Here is a 23,888-nt window from a genome sequence, read left to right on the forward strand (position 1 = left end):
AAAACCTCCCTGCCACATGGTTAAATTCAATGTATTCTTAATTTTTGGGCTGGGTGGGGGCGGGTTTTTATAATTGTCGTTGGGTGTCATATATTTCGGTGAACCCGCCCCTACAGGATGGTGATATAATATTCGATATTGTGTTGATTACAAAAAAAAATATGAAATACAATCCCAATATTCATCATCGTCGTTCTATTCGTCTCCCCGGATATGATTACAGCCAACCTGGTGCATATTTTGTGACAATTTGTATTTGGCAACGTCAGTGTATATTAGGTGACATTGAAGAAGAAAATATGCTATTAAGCCGTTACGGTGAAGTAGTCAACTTTAATTGGTTTAATCTCAAGACAGTATATCCTCATATAGAATTAGATTCTTTTGTCATTATGCCGAATCATTTTCATGGAATCATCATCATAGAAAATCAGGATAAACGTCATGGGTTATCGGAAATTGTGAGAGGTTTTAAAACATTTTCTTCCAGTCGTATCAATCAACTACGCCGTGTTTCAGGAATCCAGGTATGGCAAAGGGGTTATTACGAACATATTATTCGCGATGAGACAACGTTTGCCAAAATTCAGGAATATATTATCAACAATCCGTATAAGTGGGAAACCGATGAAATGTACCCATCTAAAAAGTTTTGCAATTCCAAGAGAATCAATATTAAATTAGACAGTAAAAATGTATTATTGATGAATTTACGATCTTAAAAACAGAATTCGTAAGGGCGGGTTCGCCAGCGAAGTTGTCACTCACAAACAATCTCAAAAACCCGCCCAACCCAACCAATAAGCCCCAAAAACCTCCCCGCTACATGGTTGAATTCAATGTATTCTTAATTTCTGGGTGGGTGGGGGCGGGTTTTTATAATTGTCGTTGGGTGTCATATAATTCGGTGAACCCGCCCCTACAGGATGGTGATAAAATATTCTTTATCGTATTTTATGCCCAAATTCGTAGGGGCGGGTTCGCCACCGAATTTGTCACTCACAAACTATCTCAAAAACCCGCCCCAACCCAACCAATAACCCCCAAAAACCTCCCCGCCACATGGTTAAATTCAATGTATTCTTAATTTTTGGGCTGGGTGGGGGCGGGTTTTTATAATTGTCGTTGGGTATCATATATTTCGGCGAACCCGCCCCTACAGGATTGTCCTGATATTGATTGTCAATTAATTTATTATCATCATATCATCTACTAACAAAAACCATGAAATCAGCGGACAAAAACAATCTATTTTTCCTAACATTCCTCTCCTTCAGCACCTTAGCAACTTGGGAAACAGGACTTTTCACCCCATCCCAAATAGCCACAGCCCAAATCACCCCCGACACTGACGGCACGAATACTCAAATCACCCCCAGTGGCAACCAATTTAACATCCAAGGCGGCCAACAATCCAGCGACGGTACAAATCTATTTCACAGTTTCCAACAATTTGGTTTAACTCAAGGACAAACTGCTAACTTTATCTCAAATTCCAACATCCGCAATATTTTAGGGCGAGTTGTCGGCGGCGATGCTTCCATAATTAACGGCTTAATTCAAGTTACGGGCGGCAATGCCAACTTATTTTTAATGAATCCGGCGGGGATTGTTTTCGGTGCAAATTCCAGCTTAAATGTTCCCGGTTCTTTCACCGCGACTACTGCTACAGGAATTGGTTTCGGCAATAACTGGTTTAGTGCAGTTGGCGCGAATAATTATGCACAATTAGTCGGAAATCCGAACAGTTTTGCTTTTACAAATCTACAGCCGGGAGCAATTATCAATTTAGGTAGTTTGGCTGTGAAACAGGGACAGAGTTTAACTTTGTTGGGCGGCACGATTGTGAGTACGGGACAACTTGCTGCACCGGGAGGCAATATTACGATTGCTGCGGTTCCGGGTGAGAATTTAGTCAGAATTAGCCAACCGGGAAATCTGTTAAGTTTGGAGATTCAACCGCAATCTATGGCTGGTAGTTTGCCTCAAACTTGGGTGTTGCCAGTTACATCTTTGCCACAGTTGTTGACGGGTGAAGGGATAAGTGTAAGAGAAGTGACAGTTAATTCTCAAGGAGACGTAGTATTAACTGGTTCGACGACTCAATTAAAAAATGGAGATGCTTTTTTCAACGGAACTATTAGTACGTTATCTACAACTGATAAAATCAACAGTGGCTCCGTACTTTTACAGGCTCTCGGTAATATTATTACAACAGATATTAATACTAAATGGTTCGGTGCATTAGGCAGGGGAAATTCAGGCAATATCACTATTACCAGCACAGCAGGAGGCATAAACACTACTGCTGGCACTTTATCTAGTTATTCGTATAATGGCAATGCTGGTAATATAACACTCAATGCTCAACAAAATATTGTCACTGCTAGTTTAGAATCAGCACTAGATCAATATGTCACTGGTTATGTCAAAACAGGAAACTCTGGTAATATTTCGATTACTAGCACGGGAGGCTCCATCGATACCAGTGCTGGAGGTTTAGACAGTAGAGCAAATAATGGTAATGCCGGTTCCGTTACTCTACAAGCTAAGAATAATATTACTACTGCTGAGATAATAACTCTTCTCTTGGGCGGGACAAGTGGCAATAGTGGCAATATTTCGATCGTAAGTACAGAAGGAAGCATAAATCTTAATGGTGGTAGCTTACATAATAAAAATTCTCAACCAGATAATTTTGCTTACAAATTAGATACAGGAATTACATTCGGAAAAGGAGGTTCTATTTATCTAGAAGCTAAAAATGATATTACAACTGGCATAATTTATACTAGAGTCACTAATAATGGCGTAGGGATTAGCGGCAATATTTCTATTTTAAGTCGAACAGGAAATATTAATCTCAGTGGTACACAGATATCAACCAATTCTGACAATAATAACGGTGGTGTAATCAGATTGGAGGCTAATGGCAATATTAATGGTTATCAAATTTCTACGACTGGTAGGCAAGAAGGTGGTGCAATAAGTCTCAAGAGTGGTGGTTCGATCAATTTGGATTCGCTCAATGCCGATGGTGAAAACAGCAAAGGTGGAAATATTACGGTTCAAGCTCAAAATGGTATTCAAATATCACCGGGTAATCCAATTTTTTCTCGTTCTTCTGGGGGAAATGGTGGTAATATCACATTATTTAATACTAATCAAAATATAAGCATTGGTAGTGCAAATACCGAGTCTAAATCACAAGGTGGCAATATTGACATTACTAATACCAATGGTAATATCAATACAAATCAATTGGTTGCCGGTGCTTATGTACCTGCTTCTCCCCCATTCACAACTCAAACGGGTGGTAATATTAATGTAAGTGCTGGCGGCAATATTACTACTACTATTGTTGCGTCACAAGCTCAGCAACAAAGCGGTTCAATAAATCTTAATAGTAATGGTTCTATAAATACTCAAAATCTGTTTACTGTAGGTAATAATAATGGTGGAAATATTACTCTAAAAAGTGGCACTACGATCAATACCACTGCTGGACTGATCAATGCAATGGGTGGTAATAATGGCGGTAATATTTCCCTCGAAGCCACCGGCAATATCAATACAGGCGGAATTGGCAGCGCTCTATTATTAAGCGGATTTAACGCTAATAGTGGTAATCTTCGCATTCAAAGCGGCGGTAATGTTAACACAACTGCTGGCCCAATTTTTACTGCGGCAGCCAATGGTAGAGGTGGAAATGTAGCCATAGATGCTAAAGGAACTATGGCGACTTCTACTATCAATTCCCGCACTTTTTCTACCAATACTAATGTGATTGGTGGCAATATCGATCTCACGGCAAAGGAATCAATTACTGCGGCGGGAAATATCGAGACTAACCGCAATAATATTACATTTAATGCTCCGTTAAGATTGGCGAATGACCTGTCTGTAAAAATCTCTGGTACAGGTGATATTACTTGTAAGTCTACAGTTGACGGGCCTTACAATCTGACGGTTAAACCTGATACGGGAATGGCTCAATTTTTCGCTCCTATCGGTAACGTGACTCCTCTCAACAGCGTCAAAATTGAAAATGATATTACAAGAACGACTGTCGCAATCAATATTTCTACAACTAATAATATTACCACGCAAAATATTACTTCTCCGTTGGGAATTTCTTTGTACAGTGAGAAGGGAGCAATTCAAACGGGGAATCTTAATTCTAGTTCCTCTACTAATGGTGGAAATATTAGTCTAAATGCTGGTGGCAATATTACTGTTAATCAAATTGACAGTCAGAGCATGGGTAATGGTAGAGGTGGAGATATCTATGTTTGGACTGAAAAGTTTTTTCGATCAATCAATTCTTTTTCAGATAGAAATGGGGTTGCTGCTAGCATTTCGTCTGCTGGAGATGCTGGGGATAAAGGCGGTACAATTTTGCTGCGTCACGGCGGTAATGGACTGACGCCTTTTATTGTTGGCGATTCAACAACTAATGGAACTGCTGGTGCTATTACTCGGGGAAATGGCACGTCTTCACAAATTTTGTCTGGTAATAGATATTTTTATACATACAAACAGGATACAGAAAAGATTGAAATTCGATCGACCCCAGAGCCTCAGCCATCACTTACACCGACTCCTTCAGCAACGCCGACTCCTGCGACTGCAACTACTCCAGCGACTGCGCCTGCAACTACTCCAGCGACTGCACCTGCAACTACTCCAGCGACTGCGCCTGCAACTACTCCAGCGACTGCGCCTGCAACTACTCCAACGACTGCGCCTGCAACTACTCCAGCGACTGCGCCTGCAACTACTCCAGCGACTGCGCCTGCAACTACTCCAGCGACTGCGACTGCAACTACTCCAACGACTGCGCCTGCAACTACTCCAACGACTGCGCCTGCAACTACTCCAGCTACTGCGCCTGCAACTACTCCAGCGACTGCGCCAACAACCGCACCAACTCCCGCACCTTTACTTATACCCAGACGCCAGCCACCACAGGGTTTATCCCCCGCCGCAACTCCCACCCCAACACCGGAAAGCCCGATCGCAACTCCCACCCCAACACCCGATCGCCCGATCGCAACTCCCACCCCAACACCCGAAATCCCATCCCAAACACCCGCAATCTCGATCGCAACCCCAACCCCAACCCCATCCCCAACACCCGAACCCGCGCCGATCGACCTTTCCCCCATCCAAGAACTGCTAAACACCAATTTCTTCACACTGCCGCCCCGCACAACCCGCACACAGCCATCACTTCCAACAATACCAAGCGCGATCGATCGCATACCCGCCGCACCCACAATTCCCCCGATCGCCCAACTCACCGCCCCGATCGCACCTCCAAGCTCGATCGCACCTCCAAGTGCGATCGCACCTCCAAGTGCGATCGCACCTCCAAGTGCGATCGCACCCAATCCAACACCCGCACCCCTACAATCGCCTTACAATCCGCCTGTAGCAGCAATTCCACCTGTAATTGCACCCTCTTTCTCTCCCATTCCCGCACCCATTCCCCCAGCCGCAGTAGCACCCGCCCAAAGCGAAAATCCGCAACAAGATTTAGCCTTTTTAATTGGCGATTCATTAGGAGCAAAAACCACCATCACTCTCAATCCTGAAACCGGAATCCAAACTTTTAATTGGGCATTTAATAATCCCCAAAACAATTTCTCTCTCACACCACCGCCTATTCAAAAAACAACAGAGATCACTTTAATAACACCTCCAGAAAACCCGCCAGAAAACCCGCCACCGCCAAGCTCTTCTCTTTCCGAAAAACCCGACGGATGGATAGTCTTAACTCCTACTCCTGCGCCTACTATTGAGCCACCCGTTGAGGCGATCGAGCCTAATTCCTTGACAAGCATTCCCGAAACTACTCCGCCGCCAACTCCAGCACCAACTCCAGCGCCAACTCCAGCTCCAGCACCCGCACCAATTCCAACTCCCGCACCAGCTCCAGCACCCGCACCAATTCCAACTCCCGCACCAACTCCAGCAGCCGAAACTCCCCCACCCGCAAATATTCCCAATCTTTTTCCCTTAGAAATTAGCAGATTTAGCGTTGAACAAGCTTTAGATCAAGGCAATGCTGATGAGGCTATTGCCTTAATCGATAAACTCTTTGAACAAGACTATGAAAACTACTTTAAAGAAGATTTTACTGACAAAAGAGTCAATGTTGAGTATATCAGAGAAACTCTGAAAACAATTAAGACAGAAACCGGAAAACAAGCCGTAATCGTTTATGCCTTCGCCAGTCTCGAATCATTGTCGCTAATATTAGTAGTTCCCGAAGGCCCTCCAATTCTGAAATCTATTAAAGTCAATCGGGTAAACTTGAATAAAATCGTAAATGAATTTCAAAAAAATATCTCAAATCCAGATAGTCTTGAAGATAAAGACTTGGCAAATGCGAAGCAACTTTATGATTTCTTTGTTGAGCCAATTTCTAAAGAATTAGCAGAATTAAATATAGATACGCTAGTTTTTTCCTTCGATGCAGGTTTGCGACAATTGCCCATAGCAGCTTTCTACGATGGCGAACATTTTTTAGTAGAAAAGTACAGCCTCGGCTCAATTCCCAGTGTCAGCTTGACTAGCACTAATTATGAAAGCTTAAAAAACGCTCAAGTTTTAGCGATGGGTGCTTCCCAATTCCCCCATACTAATAAACCAAAGTTGCCTGCGGTGCCGATCGAATTATCTGCGATCGCCGGTACCACAAGCAACACCCAAAATGCTGGTGAATTACCGCTGTGGCGCGGCCGCTTTTTTCTCAATCAAGATTTTACCGTGGAAAATCTCACCAAACAGCGGCGGCAGCAACAGGCTTTTGAGATTGTTCACCTAGCTACTCACGCCAGCTTCCCGCAACATCAAAACGGACGCAAGGAGGCTGAAATTGACCTGTGGAACCGCTCTTTGGCTCTGGATAAATTTCGGTTGGCGAAGTGGTACGATCGCAGGCAAGTACAGTTATTGGTGTTGAGTGCGTGCGAAACTGCGATCGGCGACAATACAGCAGAAATGGGTTTTGCTGGACTGGCAGTCCGCAGCGGTGTAAAATCAGCTTTGGCGAGTTTGTGGAAGGTTAATGATTTCGCGACTTTGGGGCTGATGACTGAGTTTTATGCTAATTTGCGATCGACTCCCATTAAGGCTGAAGCCCTCAGACAAGCTCAACTGGCGATGATTCGCAAACAGGTCGCGATTAAAGATGGTAAGTTGGTGGGGAGTCAAAAAAGGGCGATCGATCTTACTCGGGCCGGACAAGTACCAAATTCAGATTTATCTCATCCCAAATTTTGGGCCGGATTTACACTAATTGGCAGTCCTTGGTAATCAGCTAGCGCGCATCTAATTTTAATACCAAATTGTCAAAAAATCTTTTTTGCAAAAATGAGATGCTCCAGGCCAAACGTAAAACTAAACTCTTTAGCCAAGCAAAAACCATGAGCAACTTTACTAAAATATTCAAGTCAAAAGATAAATCCTCAATCACCTTGAGTTTAGAGGAATCCGTCGCGGCGATCGCACTTGTCGCAGCGGAGGCTAATTCCCCTGACGCCGATGCAGATATCTTAGAAAGCATACTTTGGGATTCAGAAATATTTGCTGAATTCTCGGAAGATGATATGTCAGAAATGTTTCAACATTTGGCAAATATTATCGCGGAAGATGGTTTGGGAGGATTATTTAATACCGCCCATGAATCACTTCCAAATGAGGTGGTTTTGGATACTTTTGCCATTGTCGTAGCAATGTTTGTCGTAGATGATGAAGTGTCGAAAAAGCACCGGGATTTTCTCAAGGAATTTCAAGAAGTATTAGGTGTAGACGATGAGGAAGCCGAAGAAATTATCGGGGATGTAATTGCTGCATACTCCCACCTAGAAATCGAAGAGGCTGATTTCGATTTAGAAGAGGAGCCGTTGTACCTGTCTGCTAAACGCAATTTTACTGTCTCAATTCCAGTTGACAAGCAACGAGGCGGTAGGATTGATGATGGAGAAGGCTATGTTGCATTTTCTGATGGCTTTGGTGTTTTGCTGAAAATTGATTATTTCCAGACGGCTAGCGAAGTGGAAAAATTAATCGAGTCAGCGGGCGAATGGGCTTATCTTACTTCGTTTCTTAACAAGTTTATTGACGATCAAATTCTCGCTAAATTTGCTGATTCTAAGTTGCTCTACACTGAATATTTAGAAGATGAAGAAGCTTATTTTGCAGTGGTCGATTTACCGGGGAGTGCAACTCTCAGCGTGCAAGAAAAAGATGCCGCAGCTACTAAAGTGGATGCTTACCGGGGATTTATGGCTTTTATAGTTGACGATTTTTGCTACACGGTAAGTTGTCAGCGAGTTTATCAGGCTAAGGATGAATTGGGTTCTCTTGAGTCGGAGGTTGAGGGCATTATGAACAAGATTTTTGACTTTATTGAGACGATCGAATTTTCTGAGGGCGAATAAACATGATTTATAGCGGATTGAGGGAAAGATTAAGTATTGATGAATCAATCGCTCAATCGCTCAATCAAAAATTTCTGTAGGGTGCGTCGCCAGGGAGATTTGCGCTTGAATGCTAAAGATTTACCGAGGCGACACACCCGAAGAAACTTCTAGATATTAGAGTAGAGGTTTTTTGCATTGACACTCTCAGCGCTCTTCGCGACTGAGATTCTTAAGAAATTTCGTTCTTAATATCCCTATTGCTAGGGTTCCTGGGCGCAATCCTATTGCCAAAAAATGGCGGGCTGCTATCCTTGCCTTTGGGCAAGCTCCTCAAGCGTTTAAGGGGCTCGGGCCCTTGGTAACGCGAGAGTCCCCGCGTACCTTTAATATATGGTAGGCATTTGCTTCCCAGGTTTACACCTGTGTATCCATCCCAATAAGAGAGTGTAACGGCAAAAGACCTTTTTACACTGCTAAAAATGTTAAGAATTAAGAAAAATTCACGGCGGTTAAAACCGCCCGTGCCACTTTCATCTCAGGTCTAAAGACTCAGAGTTTTCCGCTTGCCGAACTTTTTTTATAAAATAGTGCGATCGAGAATTCGGCTGTTTTGACCAATTCTCGATCGCACTTCCAACTCAAATCACTCAACCGCAGTCGAGAGATAGCAGCAATTAGTGGGCCCTTGCGACTAATTAGTAGTCTGAGCTTCCACCAATCTTTGCTTGAGTTCTTCCAAAGCGCTCGCCCAGCGCGGATCTGGCTGCACCGAACCGGAATCAGCACTCGAAACCGTTGTTGTTGACTGATTGCGGCGAGACTTGTTGTTATCACCGCGACGGCGATTGCTTTTGCTAGAACCGCCACCTCCACCTTGGGTAGGAGGAGCCGAGCGCTGCTGTTGCTGCGGTGCAGGGACTGGCTGCGACGGCGACGATGATGCCAACTGCGGGGCAGCAGGCGATGATGACTGTTGCTGATCGTCTTCGCCCTTCTCAGATTTACCCTTAGAGCGGGGTAAGGCCTTCTCTATTTTCAGGGGGTTTTCTTTGAACATCAAGCCGTTGTATTTCTCAATAACTTGATCTGCTTGTTCGTCGGTTAGCACCGTCACAAAGCCAAATCCTCTGCATTTACCAGTTTTGCGATCTGTAATTACCTTTGTGGTAACAGATTCGCCTTCGGGTGCAAAAACTTCTTGCAATTCTAGGCGATCGAGTTCCTTCGGTAGATTACCAACATAAAGACGAATAGACATGAAAAATTCCTCCAGATTGGGATTTTAATTAGTTTGCTCGAACAAAATTACCTGAAGTCAAATCAATATTGACCGCAGGGAAACACCGCATAACCACAGAATTTGCACATTCCTCCCACCAACCTTGACAGCTCCCCCCACCTTTTAGAACAAAAAGATGATTTACTCTGATCGTGCCGGAACTGAACCGCCAATGCAGAGAGCTTTTAAATCTCAGGTTGTTGTGTAAACTTTTAGTCATCACTCAAATGTTTAGGCTATTGGCTGTTCTGTATTACTTGCTTCCGGTTTTGATTCAGAATGTTTATAGCCAGCGCCGTGTAGAAATTTATGTCCAAGGATGTCAATTGCGAGCGATCGGAATGCCAGTATTCAGTCTAATACAGTGAGGGAGAAAATCGCTAACATTTTTTCAGCCAGTAATCTTACCTCACTTCTAATCTCGCTCCTAATGTTGAGGACTACTCATTTACCCGGTATCCCTCAAATCGGGCCCGGCAGCGTCCGACCATTCTTTAAAGGTATCACAGCCTTGGTAACAGAGCTAGTTATTTAGCAAGATTTCATGCTGTATTGAACGAAAACCGTATCTGAATCACTTTTCTGAATTCATTCCGCAGAGCTAAATTCGCTGTCGAAAAAAAACAGCCGACAGGCGGCTGGCTGAACTTGCTGTGTTGGGAGGTTGACAATTTTTACGCAATGCCTTATCGATTTTAGCCAATTGAAGTTATTGCGCTATTTGGTTCAATCCGATTCATGTAAACAAATGTAACAGAGTGTTGGCAAAAAAGCAACTTTTCTTTACGAAGGGTTGACAGTTGACAGTTGTCCGGCTGGGGGTTGTCCGTCACATTCCATAAAGGTACGTTGTTGCGCTTCAGCGCTCTTTCATATAGACAAGAGCGCTGAAGCGCAACAACGTACCTTGTCTCATCTTCCGCCTTGGATAATGATGTACGCGCCCCAAACAGCAGCAGCAAAGGCCAAAATCGCAGACCAAATCGGATGTCCGCTGTCACTAACGAGTCCTTCTTGACTGCGGAGAGTTTCTAGGTCGATCGCCACAGTAGCACCCCGACGCAGCCAACCAGTCGCCACAACCGGTTTTCCGATCAAATCGGTAGGGCGAGTCGTCTGTTTGAGCAAAAATGGGTACAAAGAGCCGATCGGGCCAATCATCGAAACATAGTGCAACCTCACCAAACCCGTCGCCGTTTGCAAAATCAAATCCTGTCCCAGCCAATTGTCAATACCAGGTCTACCCAAAAGTTGCCCGGAAAGGCGCACAGGTTGAGCATCTAGCGGTAGAGTTTTCGAGTTTGACAAAATTTCTAGTAAACTTGGTGAAGTGGTTTCTCGTGGCGTAATGTCGGGGAAAAAATAGTTAATCCGCATCAAAGTACCGAGACAAAATCCGATCGGCAAACAGCCCCAAAGAATCGATCGATCGCCCAAAAGCCAATCCAATTGCCAAATACTCGTTTTGGAAAAAATCCAGCTAATCAACCACAGCAGTGCAACAATCCCCAGACTCATCGGAATCCCAAAAAACGGCGCACCTTGTAAAAATAGTTTTGAGTCTTTAAATTCGAGTATGGATTTAAACAGAGATAATTTTCCTGTTTTGGGTTTTTCCGGCGACAGACTCGCCAAATCTAACTCAGTCTCCAGTTTCCAGAATTGAGCGTAGAGTTCCAACAGCTTGAAACGCTCTCCCATCAAAGGATGCGTGCTGTTAATTGTCAACCAAATGCGTTCTCGATTGGTGACATCCCAGAGCAAAATCTGTTTTAGGGGCGCGCGTAATGCAGCACTACCAAAGGTTACAGCTTGTGCGACGCCGACGGGTAACAACAAATCGAAACTTTCGAGGAAAAAGCTAGTTTGTTTTTGCTGTTCAATATTTGCAGCAATGCCGATCGCAATTTTAGTTAGTGCTCGCGTCAAACCGTTGGGATTGCCGGTAATTTCTGCGGAAGTGCGATCGCTAAAATATACTCTACGGCGCGACAACCACAACATCGGCCAACGCAGTAATTTATAAATTCCGTAACTGGTAGCAGAAATTGCGGCGGTGACAACTCTCACAGTACGACGCAAAAAGTCGATCGTCATTAAATCGCACAACCGCTCGCCCCAGTATGCAGTCTGCCAATATATAAGGTAAGGAATCTGAAGCACCAACATCGCCAGCGACATCGGCGCAAAATCCCAGTGAGAAATATGCGCCAACTCCCGCGCGAAAATAGTGGCAATTTCATCATCCGTCAATTGATCTAACAGCCCTTGACTGACAGCAATCCGAGCAAAACGGGGCAAACAGCCGTAACTGAAAGCTACAGGAACATTGAGCGGTAAGAGTTTCAGTACAGGCGTTGGCATATTTTGCTTGGTGCCAAAACTGCGGAGTACGCGCGTCGCTTCCTTGCTGTGCTTGGATAAAACTGAGCCGCGCAGGGTTTCGATACCGCAAAAAAGTTTTAGCAGGGCGTCTGTCAGCCAGGGAGAAGACGCCAAAAGCAATCCGAAAAGAATCTGGAGGAAGAAAGTTGGATCTCGGTAAAAAAGCTGAATTGGCTGAAAAATTGGCAATCTAGTAAATATGTAAAGCTGAACTAATAGAGCATTGATGTTTGTCAGCAGGAATTGTAGGACTAATCGGGCTAGGAAAAATAGGGCGATCGCACTTCCAACAGCTTCGATCCGAAAATTCAGCAACTTTAGCGGTTTGAGGGGGCGCGGACTTTTGGTGCGCCCCGCTTGGCGCCAAGTAAGTTCGTAGGTATCTGGGGTGGCGAATCCGGGGATATCTGTTGGGGAACCGGAACTGTTTTCGCCGCTAGTTTCTGTATCGGTTGCGGTTGTTGTAGGGGCGGTGTCCCCGTGCTCGCCCTCTTGTGTCGGGTGAATCGGCGGTTTGGGGGGTGGAGGTGGCGGTGAAATATGTGTGGATTTGGTGTTTGCTGGGGCGTTAGTCGGCTCTAAGGGTGAAAATCCGGTTTTTTTGTCTGCGGTTGGTCGAGCGCCCTTAAGCGTTTCCTTCCGCGATTCCGTTGCTGAATCAAAGGCGACAAAGCCGGTTTCTGGTGTAGTTTCCGGTGGTTTTGGGGGGGTTAATTCTTTTAAAGTGCGATCGGCCCAGGTTTGGATTTGGGTGTTAGGGATGTTGGTGAGGGAAGTGCAAAGGGCGATCGCGCTTTTGAGATTTCCGGTGGCTTTGTATGCCGCCACTAATCCCATTTGGGCGCGGATTCCGGGCGGTTGATTTGCTGCGGTTTGGCTGACGGATTCCAAAAGGGCGATCGCGCTTTGGTAATCCTTTTGTTTCAAAGCAGCTAACCCAGCCTCTAGAGACTGTTTCAGAGATGAATCCGCCGAATTTTGATTGTTTGGAGATGCCATAACTGTGATTGCGATCGCGTCTTGTCTAAGATAACCTCACCCGAAGGCAATTCGGCAACTAGCAATGTACGGGATGTCACGGATCTTGAGGGAAGATGGCCGAGGTATCCAATGAACATATTTTCCTTAAAACGAGTGGGATGGGCTTCTAGCCCGTCCCGTATTTTCCTTAAAACAATGAGTGGGATGGGCTTCTAGCCCGTCCCAAATCTAAAAAATAAATACAGTATAATTTATCAAATCAGGCTTAAATACTTTTATTTCTTCAGTCCGCGAAGGCGGACTTTGTTCGTGTAGTCGCGATTTCAAAAGAGACTGTTGGCGAATCAAGAAAGGGTTTCACCCATCACCCCTCAAAAAGGTGTTTCTGGACTAAATATCTAATTGACCATGTAGCTGTTAACTACAAATAGCGAACGCAAATACTGACTTCCAGAGGTGAGGGGTGACGCCCCATGAATTCGCCAACAGTCTCTGGTGATAGGGAAATTGATATTTTTTCAGCTTGCATTATCTTAGCAATTGGTAATTACAAAGATTCTTTATTAAGAATCGCACAATACCCACAAAAAGTCGATCGCGATCGCAGAAACTGGGTTTTTTATAGTCGCGTGGAGCCTGAGAAACCGGGTTTCTTTGGAAAATCTCATGAGGATGCGTAAATTATCGTAGAAACCCGGTTTCTTGGATGGTGGGGCGATCGCATGGGCTAGAATGAGTCAAATGTGTCGAGCGCAATTTGGCAGGGCTGGCAATGCAAACCCTACATTGTCTCTAATTTGCTACAGAGTAGCTAACTCTGAGGACTCCTTTCTGGGATTTAATTTTAGTCACTTCTACTTCTCTCAACGTGCCAAGAGACTTAGGATGTGTCCCGCCACATGAGACAGCAGGAAAATCTCCGATGGCAATCTTGCGACTGCCGTAAGGATCGCCCTTAACTTGTACAGGTATATCTTCAAAGATTGCCTCTGCCAAATCGGATTTTAAGCTTTCCTGAACCTTTTCAATGGGTGGTAGAGTCCCTGAAAATTCAACTCGTGCTTGTCCTGGCCAATGATGCCCTCCAGTTGCTTGCAAATCGGGGAAACTTTTCTCAATTAATGCTGCAATCAAATGACCTGCAACATGGTGATTGGAATGAATCAAACGATTGTTGATATCGATTGAAATATTTACCTCCTGCCCAACTTCGAGATTTCGGAAATCTGAAACGTAATGATCGACATAGTTACCAGAATGAGAGGCATGAGTGACAAGAATATTGTCAATCAACCCAATGTCAGATTTTTGTCCGCCCCCTTGAGCATGAAAAATAGTTCGATCGAGGCGAATAATCGGTTGCTCGCCATTAATCAATTCAACGATCTTTGCAGTTTCTTCCGAAAGGTCTGAGTCTTGTAGGTAAAGCTTAATAGTGGTCACAATCAAAACCTCCAAATAAAAGTGTCAGAAACAGTAGTCAACTAGCTCCAGTAAGAGAGCGGATGATTGAAAGAACGAAAACCAATAAAGCAAGAACTACTCAAGCGTCCGCCAACACCAACACGCGATACAGAATGAAGATACCGGGAGTTAAACAGTATTAGATCGCCAGTCTCTGGTTTAATTTCAAGCTTAGGTGGGCCAATTTTTTCAGGATCAAATCCGTAGCCGTCTTGACGACGAAAATGTGATGATTTTTCTGGAAGAATAGAAGCATCCCATAATGACAAGCTGCCTCCTGACTCTGGCATATTGAGGTAAACGTTTGCCGCAAGCTGAATCCGAATTTCTCTCGCGCGTGGATTGAAATTAGAATCCTCTTGAATATTGTCATTGTGAGGGAAAATGTAAGACCCTTCTTTAAGAAGACGAGTCAAGCCGACAAACATAGGTAGACCATCAATATTTTCAAGATGTGCTCCTGCTGGCCACACTTCGTCTAAGTTGAGTCGCAGTCGATCTATTGGTGAATAGTATGGATCGAAAATTTCTCGAATTTCTCGAATGTTGTATCCAGCTTGGGCGTAGTATTGCTGCCAATGTAGTGGGTCGTTGTGTGTTTCGTAATAGGAAAGACGGTCGCGACCAATCTCTTCCGCACCAATAGTTGAATAGACTCCCATTCGTTCTTCGCTAGATAACCGTTCTTGAACTCGTTGACAGAAATTTTCAGGATAGTAATGACGAACTCGAATGGCGAGCAATTGACCTTTTATGAGAGCTATAATTGCTTCAGAGTGAAGCACTCTTTCTAAAATCAAAAAACTATCTTCACCTGTCTTTGTTTCTGTAGTTTGTGCCAGCATGACCAGATTCCTTTAAGAAGTGTATAGTTTGGATTGGTTTGAGCCGAAGTTTTGGATACAAGGATTGCGGCAAGTAAGAATATTGCTCTTCACAAGAATTCTTGCTCAATTAAGTTCTACGATATAGACTTATTTTTTAATTAGCTAGTCTTTTTTGTATCAACTTTCAAGGAAAATATTCATACTTTTAGATCGCCATATTAAGACTTTGAAGACAGAATGAAATATGTTCGGATACCTAATATCCGCGATTGATAAGGGTTTTGGCTCTTGGTATCGGGTGACTAGCTAGAAAGCGCATGAGTCTTTTTTGAACTAAAAAGTATCATTTGGTGTTTCTTTGCCAGGAAGCTATCGCAGAAACGCCAAACTTGTTTTACCAAAAACATTGTAATGGCAAAGGTTTTGACGCTACACTAAACCAACGTTAAAAAGTATCTTTGGGTATATGGGCGACGAGCACACAGCAATGGTCAACTGGGTCAAAAAAGCTTTGTTAGCTTTTCAAAATAGTTCTTTAACTGAGGCCCAGCGCAGTCTGATCGATCAGTTTTTGCAGGGCAAGACGATCGAGAATGCTGCAAAGGATAGCGGTTACAGTGTCATCCATGCCAAACGAGTCAGCGCGGACATCGGTGAGGCGATCGCCCTGGCAATGGGAGAATTGAAACCGATCAATAAATCCTCCTGGCTGCCGAAGATCCGGGACTATTTGCGACAGCAGCCAGAGCCCGATTTTGCAGCAGGTGAAGGGCCGATCGCACATCCCTCAGTACCAAACCAGAATTTTGTGGGACGCGAAGGGGCGATCGCCTCCCTCAACACCCATATCAACCAAGGCGCAAAAATCATCGTCATCCAAGCTACCGGCGGTGTCGGCAAAACCACATTGGCCCACGAATATCTCAACTCTCAGGGTTTTGACTTAGTGCTAGACCTCCCAATGGCCAAGGAAAAAGATAATATTCAACTTGTAGATAGTGTAATTGAAGGATGGCTGAAACAAGACTTTGATGAAGAACCAGGGCGAGAGTTTTGGGAGATATTGCGGCGGCTAAAGCGGCAACTTCAAACTCGCAAAATAGGTGTCTTAATTGATAACTTAGAACCCGCACTAGATGGACAAGGCAGATTTATTGAACCCCATCGCCGCTATGTTGAATTATTGCGAGTTTTGGCTGATCCAACAGTGCTGTCTGTGACGCTGATAACCAGCCGCGTTCGTATGTGCGAACCTGATGTAAATGTCGATCGCTATTTATTGCCGGGATTGAATGAGCAAGCGTGGCAGCAATTTTTTATGAATCGCCATATTAATATAGATATTTCCACACTGAACGCGATGCACAAAGCTTATGCAGGAAATGCGAAAGCAATGGGTATCCTCTGCGGTGCAATTCTAGAAGATTTTGATGGAGATATCGTAGCTTATTGGCGGAATAATAGTGGCGATCTGTTGGTTAAGGCTGATTTAGAAAACTTAGTAACCAGTCAGTTTGATCGCCTGCAAGAACTTAACTCAGAAGCCTATCGACTCCTCTACCGTTTGGGATGCTATCGCTATCAGGATGTGCCGACTGTCCCGACTGAGGGATTATTTTGTTTGTTGTGGGATGTGCCTGAAGGACAGCGCAGACGGGTGATTGAATCTTTGCGAAATCGCTCTTTGGTAGAGTTTAATAAGGGAGAATATTGGTTGCATCCGATGATTCGGGAAGAGGCGATCGCGCGGCTGAGAGCAAGTGAAGATTGGGAAGAGGCAAATCGCAAAGCAGCAGAGTTTTGGACTGAAAGCGTTGAAATAGTAGAGACTGTACAACAAGCATTAATAGCTGTTGAAGCTTATTATCACTATATAGAAATTGAGAATTTTGAATTAGCTGCTGAGATTCTGCTGAAACCAAGGGATAATAAATTGCGAGAAGGTGAACTATTAGGTATTTCTTTTTATCGTTTGGGATTGTTAAAACAAATGATTTCTGCGATTGGCAAAATAATAAACTATATTCAACCCAGCTATTCATTGAGCCGTATTTATAATATCTTAGGCGATCTATACTGGCTAACAGGCTCTATCGATCGAGCCATTCAATCCCACAAAATATCAAAAAATATCGCCATTGATTTTAATATTATAGGTTTAAATATAGTTAGTTATTTTAATATAGGACTTTGTAAACTAGAACTCGGAGAAATAGAAGATGCAATTAGCTATTTTGAAAGTGCAAATTTACTTGCTGAAAACAATTCATATCATCGACATACAGTAGGATCGTGGTTTTGTTTGGCGTTTTGTTATTCATGTTTAGGAGTTCCAAGTAAAGCACTTGAATTTACTGAAAAAGTTAAAGAGAGTGAAGAATTTAAAATAAAGCTTTTAAATTCTTGGGCTACGGGTTACAGTTTATTGTTTATGGGTTTAACCTATAAAAATTTAGGAGAACCTGCAAAATCTTTTGAAATGTTCCGCCAAGCGATCGCATTTGCCGAAAAAACTCACTACACTCAGGTTAAGGCTAAAGCTTTAAGTGGTTTAGCAGAGCTTTATCGAGAACAATCCGATTTTACAACAGCGCTTTCCCATCATTCAGAATCGATCGCACTTCTAGAGAAAATCGGCGCAAAATGCGATCTAGCTGAGGCTCATTATCAGCGTGCCTTAACTTACCAAAAGATGGGTGATGCCGAAAAGAGTCAGACTCCGTTTCAAGAGGCGATTCGACTCTTCAATGCAATGGAAGCACCGAACCAAGTTGAGAAAGTGCGAAAAGCCAGAGGTAAGAGCGATGAAGTTGAGTTTTAGATATACAAATACCCTCTTAGTCCGCGGAGGCGGACTTCGTTTGTGTAGACGCGGTTTCAACCGCCGAGTCATAAAGAAGATAAATTTGCCCAGATTTAGTATCGCGCACTCCGACCAAAGAAACCGGGTTTTTACCAAATCTTTCGACTGCGACGAAGTATTCTCAAAAAAACCCGGTTTCTGGACTCCCATGCGTAATTCCTACTAAACCAAAGCCTGTCGCTGAGCCTCCAACAATTCCTGAATCCCAGTTTCTGCCAAATCCAAAATTTGATTTAACTGACTCCGACTAAAACTTCCCTCCTCCGCAGTTCCCTGAATTTCAATAATGTCCAAATCTCCATTCATTACCACATTACAATCAATTTCCGCCGCCACATCTTCCAGATAATTCAAGTCTAAAAACGGCTCGCCTTCCAAAAGTCCCACAGACACGGCCGCCACTTGGCGAATCAAAGGCGATCGCACTAAATCACCTTTTTGCACCAACTTATTCAAAGCATCAGCCACAGCCACAAACGCGCCATTGATAGAAGTCGTGCGAGTCCCAGCATCCGCTTGCAACACATCAGCATCTACAAGAATCGTTCGTTCCCCCAACAGTTGCATATCCAAGCACGATCGCAAACTCCGGCCAATCAACCGCTGAATCTCTTGAGTGCGCCCCGATAACTTCATAAACTCCCGCTCTTGTCGCTGCGGCGTAGAGCCTGGTAACATCCGGTACTCCGCCGTCAGCCAACCTTTGCCAGTATTCTCCAGAAACTTAGGCACTCCAGGCTTGATTGTAACGCTGCACAGTACCTGAGTATCGCCACTTTTTGCTAGCACCGAACCGCTAGCAAATTTGTTGAATTCGCGATCGAAACTAATCGGACGAAGTTGATTTGGTTGTCTACCGTCGGCACGTTTTATGGACATAAAATGGGAATGGGGAATTGGGAATGGGGAATTGGGAATGGGGAATTGGGAATTGGGAATTGGGAATTGGTGTCAATTTAACTTCTAAGCCAGTTACAGACTGCGGTTTAACTATTAAACCTAGATCCCCCCTAGCCCCCCTTAAGAAGGGGGGGACAGGAACCTTCTCAAAGTCCCCCTTCTTAAGGGGGATTTAGGGGGATCTAGACTGAGGTAACAACTAGATTTCTCAAGGCTTTCAGTCTTAACTTGACACTCCTTGGGCATCGGGCATTGGTTTTTTGCCAACAAATAACAAATAACAGCTAACAACTAACTATTAACCATTTTAAGAATATCCTGCTGCACTTCTTCGGGAGATCGATCGCCATTGATAGTTAACAGCTTGTTCCGATGTTCGTAATACTCTAAAATCGGAATAGTGCATTCCTCGTACAAATCGAGCCGGCGCTGCAAAATTTCTGGCTCATCGTCCGATCGATCGCGTTCGATCGATCGACTCAGCAACACCTCAGTCGGAACCTTCAACCAAACCGCCCAATCTAGCTCCTGCGCCAAATCGTCTAACAAAAAATCCAATTCCTCAGCTTGAAAAGCCGTTCGCGGATATCCCTCCAACACCCAGCCATTAAAAACATCCCACAGCAGCAGCCGGCGGCCGATAAATCGAATCAAAATTTCATCGGGAACTAACTCGCCTTTTTCCACATAAGACACGGCCAACTTGCCCAAGTCTGTCTCACCTGCGATTTCCGCACGCAGAATGTCCCCTACTGCCAGCAAAGGAATGCTCAAATTGTCGCACAATAGTTGTGCTTGAGTTCCCTTTCCCGCTCCTGGCCCTCCCAGAATCACCAATCTCACAGTGCCTGCTCCTAGTGCCACGACATTCAAATTCTATGCGATCTGTACCTTTTATTGACAATCCTGGAGCCACCAAGACTCTCATCGCCCGGGTTTTTGGATCTATAACTTCATAACTGTCGGCTTCCCTGCTATATTTCGCTAAAAAAGCAGGCTTCTGCACAAGTGCTTGCTTGAGTTCAAAATCTAATTGACGGCTCCGAATGCTACTGCCGCTAGCTTTTGACAATTTGTATATCTAGCGTTCGATCGGATCTGCGATCGGCCAAGTACACTATATATTGTTAAGCAGGCTCCAGCCACGTGCAGCTCGGAGCAGCAGTCAAGACTTAGTTACTAATTAAATATTGCCCTATGGTTGCTCAGTTACAAACCCCTAAACTCAATTTGACCCACAGCTTGCCCTACACAGTTAAAGGGCTGGTGCAAGTTTTTACAGGCCCGCACCGCTGCTTTTTTACAAATGTTATGGCTCAAGCCCTGAGAATTGCAGGACAGGGATCTCCGGTGTTGGCAGTGCAGTTCCTCAAAGGGGGAATCAATCAAGGGCATCAACATCCCGTGCGACTCGGGCAAAATTTAGATTGGGTGCGGTGCGATTTGCCCCGCTGCATTGAGAATGCGGATTTAGATGAGATCGAAACGCGATCGATCGCACAATTGTGGGAGTACGTTCAAAATGCGGTGCTCTCCGGCAGTTACGCCTTAGTTATTCTCGACGAGTTGAGTTTGGCGGTCAATTTAGGTTTGATTCGGGAGACAGAAGTGCTCGCATTGATTGACAACAAGCCGCACGATTTGGATATTATTTTGACTGGGCCCTCGATGCCGCCAGCAATTTTGGATGTTGCCGACCAAGTTACTGAAATTCGTCGCAGTTAACGACAATAAACAAGATTGCCTGAGTCTTTTTAATCAAAATTTCGGACGGGCGGGACGCCCATTCCACAAGCAAAAAAATTGTGTGTGGGATGGGCGTCTCGCCCGTCTTAGGTATTTTTGCAATATATCTAATGATTTTAGTTGCGATCGCCCGCGCGTGCGATCGCAATTTTTATGTATTTTTTTATGTAAATTTTTATTAGCTCAAAAAAAGAGGCGACCGCTGAGTTCGCGCGAGCGATCGCACGCTACTAAACTAAGGAATAGAAATTAAATAATTTACACATATTTGTGGGATGGGCGTCCCGCCCGTCTTTCCGGGACGGGCGGGACGCCCATCCCACAAGAACAATCAAAAATGTAAGTTATTTAATTTTCATTCCTAAGCAGCAATATTACGCTGGAACTACCGGATCGAACACAACAGTTAACCGGTCGGCCGGAACCATCCGCTTCAGAATTTGCAAGTGACCGTCTGCATCAGACCAACTACGAAACTGACCCACAACCACCTTTTCCACATTCGGAAGCGATCGAACTACAGTCCACGGCTTGAGACGTTTTTCTTGCAACATAATAGAGAAATCTCCTGCATAAATTAGAGCCAAAGCCCGCCCTAATACTTTTCTACGGGTAAGGACTGATCTGTTGGTTCGTAAACTTGCCCTTCTCTCAAAACATATCACAAGAAAAATGGTTTCGCACTATATCTGATTTTCGGTTTTTTTTTATAGCCTTTCCCAAAAAAGTGAGGTACGTTGTTGGGCTTGGGCCCTCTTGATTTAGTGGTCATATAAGCTGTCAGTCATACCTCATCTTTTTGAGAAAGGCTATACCTAATTTCTACACAACATATCGCCAAGCTATACTCAGCAGCTACCTAGATCGATCGCCTGTAGGTAAGTCCAGGGAAGAAACCAAGAACGCGAAAGAATTTGATATTTTTGCGCCATTGATTGAAATATACAATTCCCATTCGGCACAGATTCTTAAAAAATGAAATAAAAATTTGTTAACTCTTTAAATAATTACCAGAAATAATTGGTTAAAAGCCTCTCCGTTTTAGCGATAAATTAAGATCAGACTATTCATTACTCCAATCCTCTTCCTTCCAGGTAGAGGCTGCCCTCAACTGTCCCAGGTCAACTGTCCCAGGTCAACTGTCCCAGGTCAACTGTCCCAGGTCAACTGTCAACTGAATGAACACCTTTGTCATGATTCGCCTCTTTTTTCCCTGTTGACCGTTCTTCCTTCTTCCGACTTCCATCCGACTAAATCCTTTACATCCGTTACATCCGTTACATCCGTCGAGCGAATCCGTTGCCGAACTTCCCTCTTCCGACTTCCATCCGTTACATCCATTACAGCATCCGTTGCCGAACTTCCCTCTTCCTACAAATCTCGCCGCGACAGCAGAAACCAGATCCCACCCAAGCCCAAAACACCACACAAAACCCCACCTTCCCACCCAAAAACAGTCCCTCCCGGCAAATGTCCCGGCATTGCCTTAGAAGTAAAATTCAGTTCAGAATAGTATACCCACTGACCGTTAACTCGCCAGCCCACTCGATCGCCAAACTTCTCCCAAACATCAGCATCATAAACACCAGCCTTTCCCCCCGACTTGACCCAAAAACCCTTTTGTACAGAAAAACCGAACCTCCGGTGGCTGTGTCGCACCCAAAGTTGGTCAATCGTCTGCAAATCCTTAGCGGGAAACTTCCTAATATCTTCCTCACTCAAATAACCCCTCGAAACTTGCTGCATCACTTCCAGCATTTTCACAGAAGTTTCCTCATCAGCACCACGCCAATTTTTAGCAGCCAGCAGCCTTTCCAACTGAGAATAATCAATCCCTTTTTCCGACTCTAAATTCACAGAAACAATCGGATTTTTAGTTACAGGTTGAGTCGGCAAAGAAGGACTAAGAACAGTTGCCTGCTGCAACTTAGAATCTGGTGGAACAACAACAGCAGCAGGTTTTAAAATCTCAAAAACTTCCAGAGAAGACTTGTAGCGGTCTTTGACATATTCCTGAATCAACTTATCCAAAATCTGACCTAGATCCTGGCTAATTTTTGTTCCTTTCGGCAAAGCCTCCCTCCAAAGCCAGCGACCTTCGAGCGGGTCGTAAAGGTCATCGTGAATGTCCCCGTAGATATCCAAATAAGGCATCACAGAAGTCAGCAAGCGAATGCAAGTCACCCCCAAACTATAAAGGTCACTAGCAGGAACAGCCCTACCGTGCCGCTGTTCTAGCGCCGCATAACCCGGAGTTCCCAACTTAGTGCCCGTTTTGGTTGGAGCATCAGTTACTACCTGTTTGGAAACCCCAAAATCTATCAGCACCAACTTGCGATCGCGATTGCGGCGGATCACATTCTCAGGCTTAATATCTCGGTGAATCACATTGCGCTCGTGAACAAAATTCAGCAAAGGCAACAAATCTAATAGCAGTTCCCTAGTTTTAAGTTCGCTATAAGCACCGTACTTTTCTAACTCATCCTTTAAATTATTCCCATCAATAAACTCCTGCACCAAATACAAACGCCCATCTTCCTCAAAATAAGAAATTAGCTGAGGAATTTGTGGGTGCTTCAGTTCGTAAAGCCGCCTTGCCTCTTGTTCAAACAGTCGGACATACTTTTTAAAATGAGCCGGCTTCCGCTGAAATTCCTGCGGCGGCGACAACTGTTTGATAACGCAAAGTTCCTCAAATTTTCCATGATTGACAGCTCGAAAAGTCCTGCCAAATCCTCCATCGCGCAGCGGTTCGGTTGCTGCATAAAGGTCTTTTAGCAACAGCTTGGAACCACAATTAAGACAATACTTTGTGCCTGGTGGGTTCTGACGCTTGTCTTTTGGGCAATCGAGATTAAGGCAGTATGTCATATATTAAAAAAATGCGAACAAAATTATACTCAGGGTGTCATTTTATTCAAGAGTCCGATCGCTAGCTGGTTTTTGTGGAGGCGAGAACCCGAACCTTACGGAGGTTGCAGCCACCCTCGCACTTGCTCGGAAGCGCTCTC

15 protein-coding genes are annotated in these 23,888 nt (G+C 44.3%); 6 read left to right on the top strand and 9 right to left on the bottom strand.

The features are described 5' to 3' along the window. The first annotated feature begins 161 nt into the window (after positions 1–161). From JGK20_RS11005 to JGK20_RS11015, 3 genes are all read left to right on the top strand, one after another. Entirely contained in the window at positions 162–722 is a 561-nt protein-coding gene (locus JGK20_RS11005; protein ID WP_293187102.1) for a transposase, read from the top strand. Positions 723–1,224: 502 nt separating this feature from the next. Then, entirely contained in the window at positions 1,225–7,323 is a 6,099-nt protein-coding gene (locus tag JGK20_RS11010) for a CHAT domain-containing protein (RefSeq protein WP_293230429.1), read from the top strand. Positions 7,324–7,433: 110 nt separating this feature from the next. Next, positions 7,434–8,450 carry a hypothetical protein gene (locus tag JGK20_RS11015; RefSeq protein ID WP_293186838.1) on the top strand — a complete coding sequence of 339 codons (1,017 nt, stop codon included), beginning with the start codon at positions 7,434–7,436 and terminating at the stop codon, positions 8,448–8,450. A gap of 673 nt (positions 8,451–9,123) precedes the next feature. Here JGK20_RS11015 and JGK20_RS11020 read toward each other — a convergent pair. Next, complete coding sequence (locus JGK20_RS11020; protein WP_293186837.1) at positions 9,124–9,690, bottom strand: RNA-binding protein; 567 nt, start codon at positions 9,688–9,690, stop codon at positions 9,124–9,126. A 933-nt stretch (positions 9,691–10,623) separates the two neighbouring features. After that, positions 10,624–13,095: a zinc metalloprotease HtpX gene (locus JGK20_RS11025; protein ID WP_293230431.1), complete on the bottom strand. Its 2,472-nt coding sequence runs from the start codon at positions 13,093–13,095 to the stop codon at positions 10,624–10,626. A 455-nt stretch (positions 13,096–13,550) separates the two neighbouring features. Between JGK20_RS11025 and JGK20_RS11030 the strand changes: the two genes are divergently transcribed. After that, on the top strand, positions 13,551–13,757 hold the full coding sequence (locus JGK20_RS11030) for a hypothetical protein (RefSeq protein ID WP_293193450.1): 207 nt from the start codon (positions 13,551–13,553) through the stop codon (positions 13,755–13,757). Between the two features lie 112 nt (positions 13,758–13,869). Here JGK20_RS11030 and JGK20_RS11035 read toward each other — a convergent pair whose 3' ends face one another. Both JGK20_RS11035 and JGK20_RS11040 read right to left on the bottom strand, forming a co-directional pair. Further along, a complete protein-coding gene (locus JGK20_RS11035; protein WP_293230433.1) occupies positions 13,870–14,520 on the bottom strand; it encodes an alanine--tRNA ligase-related protein in 651 nt (216 codons plus the stop codon). A gap of 41 nt (positions 14,521–14,561) precedes the next feature. Beyond that, positions 14,562–15,386: a 2OG-Fe(II) oxygenase gene (locus JGK20_RS11040; protein ID WP_293230436.1), complete on the bottom strand. Its 825-nt coding sequence runs from the start codon at positions 15,384–15,386 to the stop codon at positions 14,562–14,564. Positions 15,387–15,834: 448 nt separating this feature from the next. Between JGK20_RS11040 and JGK20_RS11045 the strand changes: the two genes are divergently transcribed. Continuing rightward, complete coding sequence (locus JGK20_RS11045; protein WP_293230439.1) at positions 15,835–18,189, top strand: tetratricopeptide repeat protein; 2,355 nt, start codon at positions 15,835–15,837, stop codon at positions 18,187–18,189. A gap of 204 nt (positions 18,190–18,393) precedes the next feature. On the opposite strand, the gene rph is transcribed toward JGK20_RS11045, so the two are convergent. Further along, complete coding sequence (gene rph, locus JGK20_RS11050; RefSeq protein WP_293208789.1) at positions 18,394–19,110, bottom strand: ribonuclease PH; 717 nt, start codon at positions 19,108–19,110, stop codon at positions 18,394–18,396. A 312-nt stretch (positions 19,111–19,422) separates the two neighbouring features. After that, complete coding sequence (locus tag JGK20_RS11055; RefSeq protein ID WP_293208792.1) at positions 19,423–19,974, bottom strand: nucleoside monophosphate kinase; 552 nt, start codon at positions 19,972–19,974, stop codon at positions 19,423–19,425. A 354-nt stretch (positions 19,975–20,328) separates the two neighbouring features. On the opposite strand from JGK20_RS11055, the gene JGK20_RS11060 reads away from it, so the two are divergent. After that, the gene (locus JGK20_RS11060; protein WP_293186826.1) at positions 20,329–20,856 is read left to right on the top strand and encodes a P-loop NTPase family protein; all 528 of its coding nucleotides are present in this window, start codon (positions 20,329–20,331) and stop codon (positions 20,854–20,856) included. Positions 20,857–21,251: 395 nt separating this feature from the next. Here JGK20_RS11060 and JGK20_RS11065 read toward each other — a convergent pair whose 3' ends face one another. The 3 genes from JGK20_RS11065 to JGK20_RS11075 all read right to left on the bottom strand — a co-directional run bounded on the left by JGK20_RS11065 (position 21,252) and on the right by JGK20_RS11075 (position 23,748). Continuing rightward, the gene (locus tag JGK20_RS11065) at positions 21,252–21,431 is read right to left on the bottom strand and encodes a hypothetical protein (RefSeq protein WP_293148649.1); all 180 of its coding nucleotides are present in this window, start codon (positions 21,429–21,431) and stop codon (positions 21,252–21,254) included. 637 nt (positions 21,432–22,068) lie between these two features. Further along, positions 22,069–22,218 (bottom strand): hypothetical protein, encoded by a 150-nt coding sequence (locus JGK20_RS11070; RefSeq protein WP_293184773.1) that lies wholly within the window; start codon positions 22,216–22,218, stop codon positions 22,069–22,071. Positions 22,219–22,248: 30 nt separating this feature from the next. Beyond that, entirely contained in the window at positions 22,249–23,748 is a 1,500-nt protein-coding gene (locus JGK20_RS11075) for a GUN4 domain-containing protein (RefSeq protein ID WP_363319262.1), read from the bottom strand. Positions 23,749–23,888 lie beyond the last annotated feature (140 nt).

This window comes from Microcoleus sp. PH2017_05_CCC_O_A (assembly GCF_020738785.1).
Classification (GTDB): Bacteria; Cyanobacteriota; Cyanobacteriia; order Cyanobacteriales; family Microcoleaceae; genus Microcoleus.